Origin of the sequence: Streptomyces sp. NPDC048643, assembly GCF_040650615.1 — a bacterium.
Taxonomy (GTDB): domain Bacteria; phylum Actinomycetota; class Actinomycetes; order Streptomycetales; family Streptomycetaceae; genus Streptomyces.
This window is the reverse complement of record NZ_JBEZHO010000041.1, coordinates 20111-37107: the sequence shown is the minus strand read 5'-3', so window position 1 is coordinate 37107 and position 16997 is coordinate 20111. Positions and strand designations below refer to the sequence as shown.

The following is a 16997-nucleotide window of genomic DNA, read 5'->3' as shown; positions in this document are numbered from 1 at the left end:
AGGCTGACGCCCTCGGGGGTGGTGGTCACCGGTCGACGCCTCCCATCACGGGGTCGATGGACGCGACGGCGACGATGACGTCGGCGACCTGGCCGCCCTCGCACATCGCCGCCATGGCCTGCAGATTGGTGAAGGACGGGTCCCGGAAGTGGACCCGGTAGGGGCGGGTGCCTCCGTCGGACGCGACGTGCACCCCGAGCTCGCCCTTGGGCGACTCGACCGCCACGTACGTCTGTCCCGGCGGCACGCGGAAGCCCTCGGTCACCAGCTTGAAGTGGTGGATCAGGGCCTCCATGGAGGTGCCCATGATCTTCTTGATGTGGTCGAGCGAGTTGCCGAGACCGTCGGGGCCGAGCGCGAGCTGGGCGGGCCAGGCGACCTTCTTGTCGGCGACCATGACCGGGCCGGGCTGCAGCCGGTCCAGGCACTGCTCGACGATCAGCAGCGACTGGCGCATCTCCTCCAGGCGGATCAGGAAGCGCCCGTAGGAGTCGCAGGTGTCGGCGGTCGGGACCTCGAAGTCGTAGGTCTCGTAGCCGCAGTAGGGCTGGGACTTGCGAAGGTCGTGCGGCAGGCCCGCCGAGCGCAGGACCGGGCCGGTGGCACCGAGGGCCATGCAGCCGGCCAGGTCGAGGTAGCCGACATCCTGCATACGGGCCTTGAAGATGGGGTTCCCGGTGGCGAGCTTGTCGTACTCGGGAAGGTTCTTCTTCATCTTCTTCACGAACTCGCGGATCTGGTCCACCGCGCCCGGCGGCAGGTCCTGGGCGAGTCCGCCGGGGCGGATGTACGCGTGGTTCATCCGCAGGCCGGTGATCAGCTCGTAGATGTCGAGAATGAGTTCACGATCACGGAAGCCGTAGATCATGATCGTCGTGGCGCCCAGCTCCATGCCGCCGGTGGCGATGCACACCAGGTGGGAGGAGAGCCGGTTCAGCTCCATGAGGAGCACGCGGATGATCGAGGCGCGGTCGGGGATCTGGTCGGTGATCCCGAGGAGCTTCTCGACGCCGAGACAGTAGGCCGTCTCGTTGAAGAACGGCGTCAGGTAGTCCATGCGCGTCACGAACGTGGTGCCCTGGGTCCACGTGCGGAACTCGAGGTTCTTCTCGATGCCGGTGTGGAGGTAGCCGATGCCGCAGCGGGCCTCGGTGACCGTCTCGCCGTCGATCTCCAGGATGAGCCGGAGCACGCCGTGGGTGGACGGGTGCTGCGGGCCCATGTTGACGATGATGCGCTCGTCGTCCGACTTGGCCGCGGCCTGGGCGATCTCGTCCCAGTCGCCGCCGGTGACCGTATATACGGTGCCCTCGGTCGTCTCGCGGGCCGAAGCGGCTGATGCCCCTGAAGGGGTCTGCGTGCTCATGAGTACGACCTCCGCTGGTCCGGAGCCGGGATCTGGGCGCCCTTGTACTCGACGGGGATGCCGCCGAGGGGGTAGTCCTTGCGCTGCGGGAAGCCCTGCCAGTCGTCCGGCATCATGATCCGCGTCAGCGCAGGGTGGCCGTCGAAGATCAGCCCGAAGAAGTCGTACGTCTCGCGCTCGTGCCAGTCGTTCGTCGGGTAGACGGCGACGAGTGAGGGGACGTGCGGGTCCGCGTCGGGGGCGCTGACCTCCAGGCGGATCAGCCGGTTGTGGGTGATCGAGCGCAGGTGGTAGACGGCGTGCAGCTCGCGGCCCTTGTCGTGCGGGTAGTGGACCCCGGAGACGCCGGTGCACAGCTCGAAGCGGAGCGCCGGGTCGTCGCGCAGGGTCTGCGCGACGCGGACCAGGTGCTCGCGTTCGATGTGGAAGGTGATCTCGTCGCGATCGACGACGGTCTTGTCGATGACGTTCTCGGGGACGAGCCCCTGCTCCTCCAAGGCGCCCTCCAGCTCGTCGGCCACCTCGTCGAACCAGCCGCCGTAGGGGCGGTTGGCCGAGCCGGGGAGCCGGATCGAGCGGACCAGGCCGCCGTAACCGGAGGTGTCGCCGCCGTTGTTGGCGCCGAACATGCCGCGCTGGACGCGGATCTCCTCGCCCTGGTCGCCTCGCTGGCCGGGGAGGTTGGAGGCGCTGAGGTCCTTTTCGGGGTTGACCCCGTTGCCGTTCGCGTCGCTCACCGCAGCAGGCCCTTCATCTCGATGGTGGGGAGCGCCTTGAGCGCCGCTTCCTCCGCCTCGCGGGCCGCCTCCTCGGCGTTGACGCCGAGCTTGGAGGTCTGGATCTTCTGGTGGAGCTTGAGAATCGCGTCCATCAGCATCTCGGGCCGCGGCGGGCATCCGGGCAAATAGATGTCGACCGGGACGATGTGGTCGACGCCCTGCACAATGGCGTAGTTGTTGAACATTCCGCCTGATGAAGCACAAACCCCCATGGAAATAACCCACTTGGGGTTGGGCATCTGGTCATAGACCTGCCGCAGCACCGGCGCCATCTTCTGGCTGACCCGGCCGGCCACGATCATCAGGTCGGCCTGGCGGGGCGACCCGCGGAAGACCTCCATACCGAAGCGCGCCAGGTCGTATCGCCCGGCGCCGGTCGTCATCATCTCGATGGCACAGCAGGCGAGTCCGAATGTCGCGGGGAAAACGGACGACTTGCGCACCCAGCCCGCGGCCTGCTCGACCGTGGTCAGCAGGAATCCGCTCGGCAGCTTTTCTTCGAGTCCCATGTCTTAAAGGCCCCTCAGTCCCATTCCAGGCCGCCGCGCCGCCATACGTACGCGTACGCCACGAAGACGGTGAGCACGAAGAGCAGCATCTCCACGAGCCCGAAAACACCCAGGGCGTCGAAGGTGACGGCCCAGGGGTAGAGGAAGACGATCTCGATGTCGAAGACGATGAAGAGCATCGCCGTCAGGTAGTACTTGATGGGAAAGCGCCCGCCGCCGGCCGGCGTGGGGGTCGGCTCGATGCCGCACTCGTAGGCTTCGAGCTTCGCGCGGTTGTACCGCTTCGGACCGATCAGCGTGGCCATGACCACGGAGAAGATCGCAAAGCCTGCCCCGAGGGCTCCCAGTACGAGGATCGGCGCATACGCGTTCACGCTCCTCGCTCCTCTCAGTCGGCACTGACTGGTGGCGGTTCCAGGGCTTGAACCCCTGCCTCGTCAGCGCCGCGAACTCCACCCGTCCCGGCGAAGATCGCGGACATGTGAAGCAGGTCACAAGCCCAACTGCCTCGCATCTTATGCCCGGCGGTCTGTGATCTGCGACACGGGGTATTGCACAAGCTTTGTGATCTCCACCACCTGACGAACGATCATGAAGTCGGATGAGCGGTGATCTTCACACGCGAAGCGTCCGGTCGATCACCAGAGGTGACATTTCCGCTCGTCACCGCAGGTCCGGGGCGGCGTCTCCATATCAAGAGACTTCCTCTGCATGCAAATTGGTGCTGGACGGACGGCCTTGATAGAGGACGGCGTTCACACTTCAGGGGAGCGGAGGGGACGGGTGTGGACGCGTGCACGCATTCACGAGCGGAGGGAAGCCCGCCGCTCGCGCGGGACGCGACCGGCCCGGAGACCGTTCCGTGACCTGCGCCACATCTACCTGTGAGTCAGATAAACCGGGCTTGGCCATCGGCCTCAACCGGTGGTAGGTCGCGGGCAATTCGGACGTATTACTGAAAGGCCATGATCACGGGCTTGGTGGACGGTGTCCGCAATGCCCGTTACGGCGTCAATAAAGAGTGACGCGCGTTGAATTCGGCCGTCGATTGAACAACTGTGGCGCACCACACGTTTCTTGAAGGTATGGAGGAGCCCCTGGTACCGCTTGTACCCATGTCCCACACCGCTCACATACGAAGCCACCGGAAGCCCCGTCGCAACGCGTCGTCGCTCGCGATGCGCGCCGGAGTTGCCGGTGGCGTTCTCAGCACCCTGGCCGTCGCCGGGGCGGCTGGTTCGGCGAACGCTGCCGAGCCCGTCACGCAGACGCTCGAACTGCCGACCCTGACGGCCGACCTGGCCACGCAGGTCGCGCAGTCCGCGGACGCCACCCAGCAGACCGCGGCCAACTACGAGCTCCAGGCGGAGCGCGACGCGGCCGCCGCCAAGGCCGCCAAGCAGGCCAAGGCCGACCTGGCCGACGCCAAGAAGAAGGCGGAGGCCAAGAAGAAGGCCGAGGCCGCACGGAAGGCCGCGGCGGCCCAGGCGGTCTCGCGTTCCTCGGAGCGCACCGTTCTGTCCGCTTCCGCCGGTTCGTCCACCTCGACGAACGTCTCCGCCCCGGCCAGCGGCAGTGTCGCGACCGTCGTCGCCTTCCTGAAGGCTCAGGTCGGCGACGCGTACGTCATGGGCGGCACCGGACCCAACGCGTGGGACTGCTCGGGTCTGGTGCAGGCGGCGTTCAAGCAGGTCGGCGTCGACCTGCCGCGCGTCTCGGAATCCCAGTCGACGTCCGGTACGCCGGTTTCGCTGTCCGATGTCCAGGTCGGCGACATCCTGTACTGGGGTTCGGCCGGCTCGGCGTACCACGTCGGTGTGTACATCGGTGGCGGGCAGTACCTCGACGCGGCCAACCCCTCCAAGGGCGTCGTGATCCAGGACCTCTCGGGCTACCCGGCGACGGGCGCGGTGCGCGTGCTCTGACCCACGGGTGACCTTCGGCGGACCGCTTCCCTGACGGGAGGCGGTCCTTCGGGTTGTCCGGGCACCTCCGTCGCTTCGAACGCGTCGACCCTGTCGGATGTTCGGTCGCTTCGGTCGCTTCAGTCGCTTCAGTCGCTTCAGTACGTGGGGCACATCGGGCACTTCGGTCGCTTCACCCCGTTCGGGCGCGGTGCGTTCCGGGTCTGCGGGACAGTGGGCTCCGGCGCCGGGGAGTCGGCGGACCGCCGTCGGCCGCGGTGTCCGCGCACCCGAAGGAGACAGCGATGCCCCGTGTGTTCGTCCAGGGAAATCCCGTCGGCTCGTACCCCCCGCTCACGCCGGAGGCCCGCCGAGGCGCGGTCCGGCGCATCACCGAGGTCGGTGAGGAGGTCCTGCACCGGCCGTGCCGGGACGTGACCGAGTTCGGTCCCGATCTCGCCGCGCTCATCGACGACATGTTCCTGACCATGTACGTCGCCGACGGCGCCGGCCTGGCAGCGAACCAGGTCGGTGTCGACCTGCGCCTCTTCGTCTACGACTGCCCGGACGACGACGGGAACCGGCACGTCGGCCACATCGCCAACCCCGTCCTGGAACACCTCGCGCCGTCCGGCCGGCGGTTGCTGGACGAGGGTGAGGGGTGTCTGTCCGTGCCAGGGGCCGTCGTGGACGTGCCACGGCCCGACCGTGCCGTCGTACGAGGCGTCGACAAGGACGGGAACGCCCTCCTCATCGAGGGGACGGGGTACTTCGCGCGGTGCCTCGCGCATGAGAGCGACCATGTCGACGGCCGCGTCTATCTGGACCGCCTCGCCCGGCGCGAGCGGAAGGACGCTCTGCGACAGGTGGCCGAGCGACGCGACGAGGTCCTGGCCCGCCGCGCCGCCAAGGAGTCCGAGCTGACGAGCAGCCGGGGCTGACGGGCAGCCGGGCAGCCGGGCAGCCGGGCAGCCGGGGGTGACGACGGCGAGCGGCGGCCCGTTCGATCGGGCCGCCGCTCGCTGTGTCTGTCCGGTGTGGCAGGTGTGTCAGGTCTGTCGGGTCGGTCCCGGGTCAGGCCTTCGGGGCCACCTTCGAGAGGCCGTTGATGATGCGGTCAGCCGCGTCGCCGCCCGTGGGGTCGGTGAGGTTCGCGAGCATCTTCAGCGTGAACTTCATCAGCATCGGGTGGGTCAGACCGCGCTGGGCCGCGATCTTCATGACCTTCGGGTTGCCGATGAGCTTCACGAAGGCGCGGCCGAGCGTGTAATAGCCGCCGTAGGTGTCCTTGAGGACGCGCGGGTAGCGCTGGAGGGCGAGTTCACGCTGGCCCGGGGTGGCGCGCGCGTGGGCCTGCACGATCACGTCGGCGGCGATCTGGCCGGACTCCATGGCGTAGGCGATGCCCTCGCCGTTGAACGGGTTCACCAGGCCGCCGGCGTCGCCGACCAGCAACAGGCCCTTGGTGTAGTGCGGCTGGCGGTTGAAGGCCATCGGCAGGGCGGCGCCGCGGATCGGGCCGGTCATGTTCTCCGGGGTGTAGCCCCAGTCCTCCGGCATCGAGGCGCACCAGGCCTTGAGGACCTCGCGCCAGTCCAGCTCCTTGAAGGAGTCGGAGGTGTTGAGGACGCCGAGACCCACGTTCGACGTGCCGTCGCCCATACCGAAGATCCAGCCGTAGCCGGGCAGCAGCCGGTCCTCGGCACCCCGGCGGTCCCACAGCTCCAGCCAGGACTCCAGGTAGTCGTCCTCGTGACGCGGCGAGGTGAAGTACGTACGCACCGCGACGCCCATCGGGCGGTCCTCCCGGCGGTGCAGGCCCATCGCCAGGGAGAGGCGGGTGGAGTTGCCGTCGGCGGCGACCACCAGCGGGGCGTGGAAGGTCACCTCCCGCTTCTCCTTGGAGTCCGCGTCGCCGAGCTTCGCGTGCACGCCGGTGATACGGCCGGTGCGGTCGTCGACGATCGGGGCACCGACGTTGCAGCGCTCGTGCAGCCGCGCGCCCGCCTTCTGCGCCTGCCGCGCCAGCTGCTCGTCGAAGTCGTCCCGCTTGCGGACGAGTCCGTAGTCGGGGAAGGAGGCGAGATCCGGCCAGTCCAGCTGGAGCCGGACGCCGCCGCCGATGATGCGCAGCCCCTTGTTGCGGAGCCAGCCGGCCTCCTCGGAGATGTCGATGCCCATCGACACGAGCTGCTTGGTGGCGCGCGGGGTCAGTCCGTCGCCGCAGACCTTCTCGCGCGGGAAGGCGGTCTTCTCCAGGAGCAGGACGTCGAGGCCCGCCTTCGCCAGGTAGTAGGCGGTGGTGGAACCGGCTGGCCCGGCCCCGACGACGATGACGTCGGCGGTGTTTTCGGAGAGGGGTTGGGGCTCGGTCACGGCGGGGTCTCCCCAAGGCTCGAAATCAACGTGCCGACGGGCACTGGACATGGGCAGTCTATGCAGCGGTACCGATCACCGGCTGAAGGGCTGCCCCGTGAACCGAGCTCTCCCCGACGTACGACTGCGGGTCCCCACCGACGAGGACGCCCACGCGTGGCACCGGGTCTTCGCCGACCCGGACGTCATGGAGTTCCACGGAGGCCGCCCGGCCGAGCTGTCCGTGTACGAGGAACTCACGGCCCGGCAGCGGCGGCACGACGCTGAGCACGGGTTCTGTCTGTGGACGATGGTCGACGCGGAGGGCGAGGTGCTGGGCTTCACCGGCGCCCAGCCGTGGCCGTACGCGTGGGGGCCGGCCGGGCAGATCGAGATCGGCTGGCGGCTCGGGCGGGCGCACTGGGGCAAGGGGTACGTCACGGCGGCGGCGTTGACCACCCTGGAGCGGGTCCGCTCGGCGGGCGTCAAGGACGTGGTCGCGATGGTCAACGCGCGCAACGCCCGTTCCATCGCGGTGACGAGACGGCTCGGCATGGAGCTGGCGGAGCGGTTCACCGTCCCGGCCTCGAAGACGGAGGGCCACCGCTACCGGCTGGTGCTGTGACGACGGCCCTCCAGGGCGCCGCCGAGGGGCCTTCCCACGCTCTCCCGCTCCTTCCGGAAGCGCACGGGCGAGGCATACCCTGCCGGTACCGCTGGGGGTGACGTCTGTGCGTAGGACACCCGGAACACCCGAAGTGCGCGTGCCGCGGCTGGTGGGTCTGATGGCCGTGGACGCGCGGGAGACGGCCGAGGCGCGCGGTGTGCTGCTCGCCGCGCCCGACCGGCCCGACTTCCCTTCGACGGTCGTCGACTACGTCGTACGGCAGTTTCCGCAGCCCGGTGCGGAGGTTCCGCGCGGGGCGGTCGTCACCGTGTGGTTCGACCTCGGGGACGCGGAGGGCGGCGCGGGGGTGCGCGAGCCGAGGCCGCCGCGTCCGCCGTCGGGCGGGATGCGGCGCGAACTCGACCGCCCCGGGGACCCGTTCGAGGTCCTCAGCTAGCGGGAGTGCGGGCAGGACCGCCCTCGGGAAGGGCGGCCCCGGTCGCTCAGTCCTGCTTGAAGCCGCGGTGGAGCGCCACGATGCCGCCGGAGAGGTTGCGCCAGGCCGTCTTCGACCAGCCCGCCTTGCGCAGCCGCTCGGCCAGTTCCGGCTGGGTCGGCCAGGCGCGGATGGACTCGGCGAGATAGACGTACGCCTCGGGGTTCGAGGAGACCGCGCGGGCGACCGGGGGCAGCGCGCGCATCAGGTACTCGGTGTAGGCCGTGCGGAACGGCGCCCAGGTGGGGTGCGAGAACTCGCAGATCACGACGCGTCCGCCCGGCTTGGTCACGCGGTACAGCTCGCTGAGGGCGGTGTCGGTGTCCTGGACGTTGCGCAGTCCGAAGGAGATCGTGACGGCGTCGAAGGTGTCGTCCTTGAACGGCAGCTTCGTGGCGTCACCGGCGGTCAGCGGCAGCCAGGGGTGGTTGCGCTTGCCCACACGGAGCATGCCGAGCGAGAAGTCGCAGGGAACGACGTACGCGCCGCTGCGGGCGAAGGGGAGGGACGAGGTCGCCGTGCCCGCCGCCAGGTCCAGGATCTTCTGCGCGGGGCGCGCGTCGACCGCCTTGGCGACCTCCTTGCGCCACACCCGGTCCTGCCCGAGCGACAGCAGGTCGTTCGTCAGGTCGTACCGTTCCGCCACGTCGTCGAACATCGAGGCGACTTCGTGCGGCTGCTTGTCCAGGGATGCGCGGGTCACCGTCCCATTGTGGCAGTACGGGCCGGACGACTCGGCGGCGCCCGGCCGTACGTCCCTCACCCGCACCCCTTCGGGAACGGCGACCGCGACACCGGGCTCCGGGGCGCCCCGGTCCTGGCGCTCCCGCGGCCACCCCCGGGAACCCGGAGCCTGGCGCCCGTCACGGCAGCAGCCGCGGTCTCTTCCGCGCCGCCACGTCCTCGACCCAGCCGAACAGGAAGATCGCGATCCAGATCAGGACCCAGCCGACAGCGAACAGGAACCACTGGCTCTCCAGCGGCAGCCACGCCTCGAAGGCGGGGACCTTCCAGAACTGGTCGATCAGGGGGACGGCCAGGATCAGGGCGATCTCGTGCCAGAGGTAGATCGTCACCGCGCGCCCGTTGAAGATCGTCACCGCGCGGCCGAGCCGGCGGAACCGCGTCAGCCACCCGAAGTCGACGTCGAAGAAGGCCTTGGCGTACAGGAGCAGGGTCACGAAACCCGCCGACCAGAAGGCCTGGGCGAGGGGGATCTCGTCGAGGTCGTAGGTGCCGTACTCCGCCCGGTGCGCGAAGGCGAACCAGCCGCCGTACGCGAGGGCCGCCAGCGATGCCCCGAGCACCGCGGCCGGCCGCATCCGTTGGAGGACGCCGTCGCGATGCGCGAAGCCGAGCAGCCAGCAGAAGAGGTACGTCGCCAGGTCCCACAGGGCGCTGCCGAACCGGTTGTCCGGCGCGTCCCGGAGGAAGTTCAGGACCAGGATCGGGCCGAGGGACAGGACGAGCACGGGGACCGGGGCGAGCCGGAAGACGCGCAGCAGCAGCGGGGACAGCAGGACGAACCACAGGTACGTCCGCAGGTACCAGAGGATCTCCCAGGCCTGCTCGCCCCACGCGTTGCCCGGCGGATCACCGAGCGGCACGATCCAGTAGACGATCTCCCAGCCCGGCATCCAGCCGTGGACGAGCATCGCCAGGACCACGAAGGCGCCCCAGAACCAGAACGGGGGCAGCAGTCTGCGCAGCCGGCTCCTCACGACCTGGGGCGCGGGCCGCTCCAGCGACTTCGCCATGAGCGTGCCGGCCAGACCGAACATGACCCCCATGGAGGGGAAGACCAGGCCCGCCCAGGCCCAGCCGAACGTGTGGTAGGCGACGACGCGCACCAGGGCGACCGCGCGCAGGGAGTCGAAGTAGCGGTCCCGTGCGGCCGGGAGCGCCCGCCTTCGCCCGGCGCGATGACCGCCCCTCGGCCGGGTTCCTGGGTCGGGTTCCGCGGTCGTCACCGGCTGGTGTTCCCAGCTCATCGGCCCGCTCCCGCCGGGGTGCCGACCTCGCCCGTGCGCTTGAGCTTCTGCCAGCGCAGCCGTCCGCCGGTCAGAGCCGTGACGCAGGAGTGGATCAGGACCAGGTACATCATCTGGCGGTAGGCGAGCTGCTGGAGCGGGAGCATCGCGAGGTAGCGGTACTTCTCCCGGTCGAGACGGAACGCGTAGGCAGCGCAGACGAGTTGGACGGCGAGGACGGCCAGCCAGGCGAGGAGCGCGGCACGGAAGTCCACGAAGATCATCGAGTAGACGGTGAACACGTCGATGAGCGGCGCGAAGACCGGCGTGACGATCTGGAAGAGGACGACCAGAGGCATGCCCACGCGGCCGAAGCGCCCCGAAGGCCCCTTGTCGGTGAGGGACTTGCGGTGCTTCCACAGCGCCTGCATGGTGCCGTAGCTCCAGCGGTAGCGCTGCGACCACAGCTGCCTGAGCGAGCCGGGCGCCTCCGTCCAGGCCCTGGCGTGCTCCTGGTAGACGACCCGCCAGCCCGCGCGGTGCATGGCGATCGTGATGTCGGTGTCCTCGGCGAGGGTGTCCTCGCTCATCCCGCCGACGCCGAGGACCGCGTCGCGGCGGAACGCGCCGATCGCGCCCGGGATGGTGGGCATGCAGCGGAGCAGGTCGTACATCCTGCGGTCGAGGTTGAAGCCCATCACGTACTCGATGTGCTGCCACGCGCCGATCAGGGTGGTGCGGTTGCCGACCTTGGCGTTGCCCGCGACGGCCCCGATCTCCGGGTCGGCGAAGGGCTGCACGAGCTGGTGCACGGCGTCCGGTTCGAAGACGGTGTCCCCGTCCATCATCACGACGATGTCGTAACGGGCGTTGCGGACACCGTTGTTGAGCGCGGCCGGCTTGCCCGCGTTCTCCTGCCGGACGACCCGGACGTTGGGCATGCCGAGCGACTCGGCGATCTCGGACGTGTTGTCGTCGGAGCCGTCGTCGACCACGATGATCTCGATCGGATGGGTGCTCTTCGCCAGTGATCTCAGGGTGTTGGCGATGCACTCCTTCTCGTTGTACGCGGGCACGATCACGCTCACCGGCCGGGTGACCGTGGGCCCCCAGCTGAACCTGCCGCCGCCTCTGGCGCCCTTGCCGCGTCTGCGGTTGCGCTGCCGGTGGTGGCGGCGGGCGAGGACCAGCATCATCCCGAAGCGGCCCATGACGGCGACGCCGACGACGAGGAGGACCCAGGACAGCGCGGGCACCACCCACTCGGCGACCGCGACGGCGTAGACGAGCGCCCTGCCCTCGTAGAGGGTCGCGCCGACGGCCTGGTGCTGGGCGGCCTGCGCGGCGCCGTCGCCCCCGGCCCCCGCACCCGCACCCGCACCCGCACCCACACCCGCACCCACCGAGCCGGACTGTCGACCCACGGCGGTCTGGTTCCGGTCCAGCATGGCCTGGGCGCCGCTGACGGTGGTGAAGGTGTAGCCCTTCGCCTTCATCTTCTTGATGTACGTGCCGAGCGCGGTGATCGTCTGCGACCGGTCGCCGCCCGCGTCGTGCATCAGCACGATGGCGCCCTTGTTCTTCTTCGGTGTCGCCCACCGGACGATCTTCGAGACGCCCGGCTTCTTCCAGTCGTCGCTGTCGGTGTCGACGAAGACGCTGGTGTAGCCGAGGTTGCCGATCTCCTGGTAGACGGGCCAGCTGTAGTTGTCGACGGCGTCGATCTCCGAGGAGTACGGGGCGCGGAACAGCGTGGTGGTGACGCCGGCTGCGCCCGCGAGGGCCAACTGCGTCTGCTTCAGCTCCCGTTGCAGTCGGGTAGCGCTCTGATACGAGAGGTCGACGTGGGTGAAGGTGTGGATGCCGACCTCGTTGCCCTGCTGCACCAGCGACTTCACCACGCTCGGGTAGCGGGAGATCATCGAGCCGACCATGAAGAAGGTGGCGTCGACGTCGTTCTCCTCCAGGACCTTGAGGACCTGGGGCGTCCAGGTCGCGGTCGGTCCGTCGTCGAAGGTGAGCACGATCGTCCTGTCCGGCACGGAGCGGGTCTTCGCGGTGCCGTGGTCGAAGGTGAGGATGGGGCCGCCGTCGAGGATGTCGCCGGGGACCTTGTCGTAGGCGGCGCCGTCGCGGACCCGGGCGTCGTTGCCGATCTCGGAGCGCAGATAGCCGTCGAGCAGCATCACGCTGGTGAGTGCCAGCAGGAGCAGCAGGGCGAGGATGACTCGTGGTTTCTGGAACGCCGCGGCCCGTCCGGCGGCCCGCTCCATCCTGGAGGGGGCGCGCCGACGGCCGCGTGCGGGCGTCGTCGTGGTCATGAAGGTGGGTGCGTGCCCGTCAGTTGGCGCCGGTGGAGGCGGACACCCCGGCGGTCGAGGTGGGGACGGAGAGGGAGGCGCCGGAGGCGGAGGCGGTCGAGGGTGCGGCGTCGGTGACGGCACCGGTCGGGGACCCGCCGGGAAGGCCGCTCGGAGCGTCGCCGGGGTGTCCGGTCGGCGCGCCGGTGGGAACGGCGCCGCCCTGGCCCGCGCCGGGCCTCCCGCCGCCCGGAGCGGAGCCGGCCCGGTCGGCGTCGAAGGGGAGCAGGGAGGACGGGGTCAGCGAGGTGCCCCAGCCCATGAAGGCCATGCCGAGCACGGCGGCGTAGCCGAGACACCCGGCGCCGACGACGAGGCCGACTCTGCGCAGCAGGCGGGCGCGGCGCCCGGAGTTGTCAACGAACACGGGGCCGTCCACGGCCCCACTGCCGCGTTCGCGGCGGCGGCCGCGCCCCTGGGCACGGTTTTCGATGGCGGACTCGGATTGCATTTCCCCGACATTAGGACGGCTCCTTGTGGCGGAATCTCTGCTTTCCGTGTGAACGGCCCATGAGAGACGACTCAAGCTGTATTTTCTCTATGAGACCCGAGGCGATACGGCGGGAATCCACCGCCATCCGCGCAGCTCAGGCGTGCCCGATACAGGAGAAATGCACCATTCATACGCACCATATGACCCTCTATAACCGTCTCTCGATCACTCCCGCCCGCCCTCTTCCGCGGCAATACCGATGAATGCCCTTCATTCGGCATCACGGTCCGGGTGTGACACATTCCCTATCAGGAAACGACAGTTTCTTTCCGTCATGAGACAGACATCACGAGAGCGGGTGCGTGCGCAATGAGGAGTTTCCTGAAGCCGGCCGCGGGGCTCGCCTGCCTGGTCGCCCTGGTCTGCGCGGGGTGTTCCGCGGGCGACGCCGGCACCACGGACGCGGCACCGGCGCGGACTCCCGGGACCGGCTCGTCGGCCTCCGCGGCCTCATCGGGATCGGGCACGTCGTACGCGCCCTACGTGAGCGCCACGACGCCCGGCGCGACGGACGCGGCGGGCTCCCCGACGACGTACAACCTGGCCTTCGTGATCGCGGACGGCAGCACCTGCACGCCGAAGTGGAACGGGACGTACGCCATCGGTGACGCGGCCGTGAAGTCCCGGATCGCCGCGCTCAAGAAGTCCGGTGCCGGCGTGCGGGTCTCCTTCGGCGGCGCGTCCGGCAAGGAGCTGGCGTCGACGTGCGACAGCGCGAGCGAACTGGCGGACGCCTACGGCGAGGCACTCGACCAAGCCGGCTCCTCACAGGCCGACTTCGACGTGGAGGGCACCCAACTGACCGACTCCGCCTCGGTCGCCCTGCGCTCCGAGGCCATCGCGCTCCTCCAGAAGGAACGCGGCGACCTGGAGGTCTCGTTCACGCTGCCCGTGATGCCCTCCGGCCTCGACGAGGACGGCCTCGCGCTCCTGGAGTCCGCCAACGACCACGCCGTGAAGGTCTCCACCGTCAACATCATGACCATGAACTACGGGAGTTCGTACGCGGACGACATGGGCGACTACGCGATCACGTCGGCCGGGGCCGCGCACAAGCAGCTGGAGAAGGTCTTCGGGCTGTCGGCGGCGAGCGCCTGGCAGGGGCTCGCGCTCACGTCGATGATCGGCGTCAACGACGTGGACAACGAGACGTTCGGCCTCGACGACGCGGCGCAGGTACGGGAGTTCGCCGAGAAGAAGAAGATCGCCTGGGTGTCGATGTGGTCGACGTTCCGGGACCAGCAGTGCGGGGACGGCGACAACGCCGAGGACGCTGACGACGCGGCCACCGACTGCAGCGGCGTGAAGCAGGGTTCGGGGGCCTTCGCGAAGGCGTTTGCCGGCTGAGCCGGCGCCACACCGCCGTGATCAGCGGCTCCGGTACACCAGCCGCCCGCCGATCACGGTCGCCACGCAGGTGCCCGCACCTCGCCGGACCAGTTCGGCGCGGTCCGCGACGTCGAACACGGCGAATCGGGCGGGGCCGCCGGGTGTCGGCCCCGGCAGCAGGATCAGCGGGGTCGGGGACAGCGCCGCGGGGCCCGCGAGCCGGTCCGGGCGCCGCCCCACCGCGAGACCGGATCGGCGCACCGCGTCGACGACGGCTCGCGACGTGAGCTCCCCGGCCACCGCCACCGTGCCGTGCGCCAGCAACCGCTGGATCCCGCGCCGCGCGCTCGCACCGACGCGCGCGGGATCGGCGCGGAAGATCCGCTTGGCCCGCTCCCCGCCGATGGGCTCGGTGCCGAAGCCCTCGGCCTCGCGCGGGTCCGGGTGGTACATGGCTTCCAGGAGCTCCGGGCCGTACGGGTTGAGCAGTCCCGGCGTCAGGATGCCGGGCCAGCGCCGCACCTTCGCGAGCGGATGGGCGGCGGCCAGGTCCTCGTACGGGCCGACGGCGGCGACGACCGCCCCGTCGACCAGGACCGAGGTCCCGGCCGACTGCTCGGCTACGTGAAGTGTCAGCACGGCGCGGCTAGTTGGAGGCCAGCAGCTTCAGCTCGGGGTGCGCTGTGCCGCCCTCGATCGCTGTCGAGGAGATGTGGGACATCACGCGCTCGTCGACCGGGTCGTTCGCCGGGTCGTCGTGGACGACGATGTGCTCGTACGTCGTGGTCCGCTGCGCGGGGACGCGGCCCGCCTTGCGGATGAGGTCGATGATCTCCATGCGGTTGGAGCGGTGCTTCGCACCGGCGGAGGAGACGACGTTCTCCTCCAGCATGATCGAGCCCAGGTCGTCGGCGCCGTAGTGCAGGGAGAGCTGGCCGACCTCCTTGCCGGTGGTCAGCCAGGAGCCCTGGATGTGCGCCACGTTGTCGAGGAACAGGCGGGCGATCGCGATCATCCGCAGGTACTCGAAGAGCGTCGCCTGCGTGCGGCCCTTCAGGTGGTTGTTCTCGGGCTGGTAGGTGTACGGGATGAAGGCGCGGAAGCCGCCTGTCCGGTCCTGTACGTCACGGATCATCCGCAGGTGCTCGATGCGCTCGGCGTTGGTCTCGCCGGTGCCCATCAGCATGGTGGACGTCGACTCGACGCCCAGCCCGTGCGAGATCTCCATGATCTCCAGCCAGCGCTCGCCGGACTCCTTGAGCGGGGCGATCGCCTTGCGCGGACGGGCCGGGAGCAGCTCGGCACCGGCGCCCGCGAACGAGTCGAGGCCGGCCGCGTGGATCCGCTGGATGGCCTCCTCGACGCTCACCTTGGAGATGCGGGCCATGTGCTCGACCTCGGACGCGCCGAGGGAGTGGATGACCAGCTCGGGGTACGCGCCCTTGATCGCGGCGAAGTGCTTCTCGTAGTACTCGACGCCGTAGTCGGGGTGGTGTCCGCCCTGGAACATGATCTGCGTGCCGCCCAGCTCGACGGTCTCCGCGCAGCGGCGCAGGATGTCGTCGAGGTCGCGCGTCCAGCCCTTGGCGGTGTCCTTGGGGGCCGCGTAGAACGCGCAGAACTTGCATGCCGTGACGCACACGTTCGTGTAGTTGATGTTGCGCTCGATGATGTACGTCGCGATGTGCTCCGTACCCGCGTACCTGCGGCGGCGTACGGCGTCGGCGGCTGCGCCGAGCGCGTGCAGCGGGGCGTCGCGGTAGAGGACGAGCGCCTCTTCCGGAGTGATCCGTCCACCCGCGGCGGCACGGTCGAGGACGGCTGTGACAGACGTGAGGTCGGCCTTCTCGGTCACCGGGAGCGTCCCTTTCGTAAGGGTTGTGGACAGACCAAGCCAGCCTACGCCAGCACACCGGGCCGCCCGACGTCAGGCCGTGCGGGCCCCGAGCCGACCGGTCGCCGCTCAGCGGAGGTGCCTGGGCCGACGGCACCGGACCCGTCCGCGCTCCGGCCGACCGGCCTCAGGCCGCGTACGCCCCGATCAGGAGCCCCGCGTACGCGCCCGCGATCAGGAACGGGCCGAACGGGATCGACGTCTTGCGGCCCGCCCGCCGTGCGATGACCAGGCCCAGCCCGTACAGCCCGCCGAACAGGAACCCGGCGAAGGTCCCGAGGAACACCGTGCTCCACCCGTACCAGCCGAGGACGGCGCCGAGACCCAGGGCCAGCTTCACGTCGCCGAAGCCCATGCCGTTCGGGTTGACGAGGAAGAGGACGAAGTAGCCGCCGCCGAGCGCGAGCGCCCCGAACAGCGCCCTCGGCCACTCCCCCGTGTGCTCGGGCAGGACCGCGGCCACCCCGAGCAGGGCGAGCGCCGCCGCCGCGAACGGCAGGGTCAGCGGGTCGGGCAGCCGCTGCACCCGGAAGTCGACCACGGCGAGCAGCACACCGAGGGGCGCGAGCAGCAGCCAGACGGCCAGTTCGGGCCGGGTGCCGGTCGCGAGGGCGAGCCCGGCGCACAGGAGAGCGGTGGTGAGGGAGACGAGGAGGGTGCCTGGCCCGTAGGGGGCGCCCTGCGACCGCGCGAGCCCGAGCCAGCCGCGCGCCGGGCCGGTGATCGTCCGGCCGTCCGGGCAGCTGTCCCGCCACGGCTCGCCCGGGTCGACGGCGAGGCGGTACGCCGGCCGCGGCACGAGCAGGCCGGCCGCCGCACCCCACAGAGCGGCGGCGACGGCCGTCCAGAGATCGAGATCCACGCGTTCCCCCAGGAAGAGTCGGTACGGCGACGGCGGGCGTCCCCGTCGCTCCGGGCCCGGTGCCCGCCGTGCC

At 69.9% G+C, this 16997-nt stretch carries 17 protein-coding genes; 5 read left to right on the top strand and 12 right to left on the bottom strand.

Translation table 11 applies throughout. From position 1 onward, the window contains the following. Positions 1 to 25 precede the first annotated feature (25 nt). From AB0C62_RS31020 to AB0C62_RS31005, 4 genes are read right to left on the bottom strand one after another with little or no spacing between them, the layout of a single operon-like run. Positions 26 to 1366, bottom strand: a complete 1341-nt coding sequence (locus AB0C62_RS31020) for an NADH-quinone oxidoreductase subunit D (protein WP_362978784.1) — start codon at positions 1364 to 1366, stop codon at positions 26 to 28. Further along, complete coding sequence (locus tag AB0C62_RS31015; protein WP_362978782.1) at positions 1363 to 2103, bottom strand: NADH-quinone oxidoreductase subunit C; 741 nt, start codon at positions 2101 to 2103, stop codon at positions 1363 to 1365. The genes AB0C62_RS31020 and AB0C62_RS31015 overlap by 4 nt, the downstream gene beginning before the upstream one ends. Continuing rightward, a complete protein-coding gene (locus tag AB0C62_RS31010) occupies positions 2100 to 2654 on the bottom strand; it encodes an NADH-quinone oxidoreductase subunit B (protein WP_010041554.1) in 555 nt (184 codons plus the stop codon). Before AB0C62_RS31010 ends, AB0C62_RS31015 begins: the two co-directional genes overlap by 4 nt. Positions 2655 to 2668: 14 nt before the next feature. Beyond that, positions 2669 to 3028 (bottom strand): NADH-quinone oxidoreductase subunit A, encoded by a 360-nt coding sequence (locus AB0C62_RS31005; protein WP_007383963.1) that lies wholly within the window; start codon positions 3026 to 3028, stop codon positions 2669 to 2671. A 711-nt stretch (positions 3029 to 3739) separates the two neighbouring features. Here AB0C62_RS31005 and AB0C62_RS31000 point away from each other — a divergent pair. Together AB0C62_RS31000 and def are read left to right on the top strand one after the other, a co-directional pair. Then, a complete protein-coding gene (locus AB0C62_RS31000; protein WP_362978780.1) occupies positions 3740 to 4579 on the top strand; it encodes a C40 family peptidase in 840 nt (279 codons plus the stop codon). 284 nt (positions 4580 to 4863) lie between these two features. After that, positions 4864 to 5499, top strand: a complete 636-nt coding sequence (def, locus tag AB0C62_RS30995) for a peptide deformylase (protein ID WP_362978778.1) — start codon at positions 4864 to 4866, stop codon at positions 5497 to 5499. Between the two features lie 133 nt (positions 5500 to 5632). Here the strand turns inward: def and AB0C62_RS30990 are convergent, their stop codons facing one another. After that, on the bottom strand, positions 5633 to 6934 hold the full coding sequence (locus tag AB0C62_RS30990) for a geranylgeranyl reductase family protein (protein ID WP_362978776.1): 1302 nt from the start codon (positions 6932 to 6934) through the stop codon (positions 5633 to 5635). Between the two features lie 97 nt (positions 6935 to 7031). Here AB0C62_RS30990 and AB0C62_RS30985 point away from each other — a divergent pair, with 97 nt between their 5' ends. Continuing rightward, positions 7032 to 7538 carry a GNAT family N-acetyltransferase gene (locus tag AB0C62_RS30985; RefSeq protein ID WP_362978774.1) on the top strand — a complete coding sequence of 169 codons (507 nt, stop codon included), beginning with the start codon at positions 7032 to 7034 and terminating at the stop codon, positions 7536 to 7538. A 106-nt stretch (positions 7539 to 7644) separates the two neighbouring features. Further along, on the top strand, positions 7645 to 7977 hold the full coding sequence (locus AB0C62_RS30980; protein ID WP_362978772.1) for a PASTA domain-containing protein: 333 nt from the start codon (positions 7645 to 7647) through the stop codon (positions 7975 to 7977). 46 nt (positions 7978 to 8023) lie between these two features. Here the strand turns inward: AB0C62_RS30980 and AB0C62_RS30975 are convergent, their stop codons facing one another. The 4 genes from AB0C62_RS30975 to AB0C62_RS30960 form a co-directional block, all read right to left on the bottom strand. Further along, a complete protein-coding gene (locus AB0C62_RS30975) occupies positions 8024 to 8719 on the bottom strand; it encodes a demethylmenaquinone methyltransferase (protein WP_362978770.1) in 696 nt (231 codons plus the stop codon). 160 nt (positions 8720 to 8879) lie between these two features. Beyond that, a complete protein-coding gene (locus tag AB0C62_RS30970) occupies positions 8880 to 10007 on the bottom strand; it encodes an acyltransferase (RefSeq protein WP_362978768.1) in 1128 nt (375 codons plus the stop codon). Continuing rightward, positions 10004 to 12307 carry a glycosyltransferase gene (locus AB0C62_RS30965; protein WP_362978766.1) on the bottom strand — a complete coding sequence of 768 codons (2304 nt, stop codon included), beginning with the start codon at positions 12305 to 12307 and terminating at the stop codon, positions 10004 to 10006. Before AB0C62_RS30965 ends, AB0C62_RS30970 begins: the two co-directional genes overlap by 4 nt. A 19-nt stretch (positions 12308 to 12326) precedes the next feature. Continuing rightward, on the bottom strand, positions 12327 to 12797 hold the full coding sequence (locus tag AB0C62_RS30960; RefSeq protein WP_362978764.1) for a hypothetical protein: 471 nt from the start codon (positions 12795 to 12797) through the stop codon (positions 12327 to 12329). Between the two features lie 351 nt (positions 12798 to 13148). Here AB0C62_RS30960 and AB0C62_RS30955 point away from each other — a divergent pair, with 351 nt between their 5' ends. Then, positions 13149 to 14186: a chitinase gene (locus tag AB0C62_RS30955; RefSeq protein WP_362978762.1), complete on the top strand. Its 1038-nt coding sequence runs from the start codon at positions 13149 to 13151 to the stop codon at positions 14184 to 14186. 21 nt (positions 14187 to 14207) lie between these two features. Here the strand turns inward: AB0C62_RS30955 and AB0C62_RS30950 are convergent, their stop codons facing one another. The 3 genes from AB0C62_RS30950 to AB0C62_RS30940 all read right to left on the bottom strand — a co-directional run bounded on the left by AB0C62_RS30950 (position 14208) and on the right by AB0C62_RS30940 (position 16924). Further along, a complete protein-coding gene (locus AB0C62_RS30950) occupies positions 14208 to 14807 on the bottom strand; it encodes a hypothetical protein (RefSeq protein WP_362978760.1) in 600 nt (199 codons plus the stop codon). A 7-nt stretch (positions 14808 to 14814) separates the two neighbouring features. Further along, positions 14815 to 16023: a cyclic dehypoxanthinyl futalosine synthase gene (gene mqnC / locus AB0C62_RS30945; protein WP_362978758.1), complete on the bottom strand. Its 1209-nt coding sequence runs from the start codon at positions 16021 to 16023 to the stop codon at positions 14815 to 14817. A 166-nt stretch (positions 16024 to 16189) separates the two neighbouring features. Beyond that, positions 16190 to 16924, bottom strand: coding sequence for an A24 family peptidase (locus tag AB0C62_RS30940; protein ID WP_362978756.1), 735 nt, complete (start codon positions 16922 to 16924; stop codon positions 16190 to 16192). Positions 16925 to 16997: the final 73 nt, after the last annotated feature.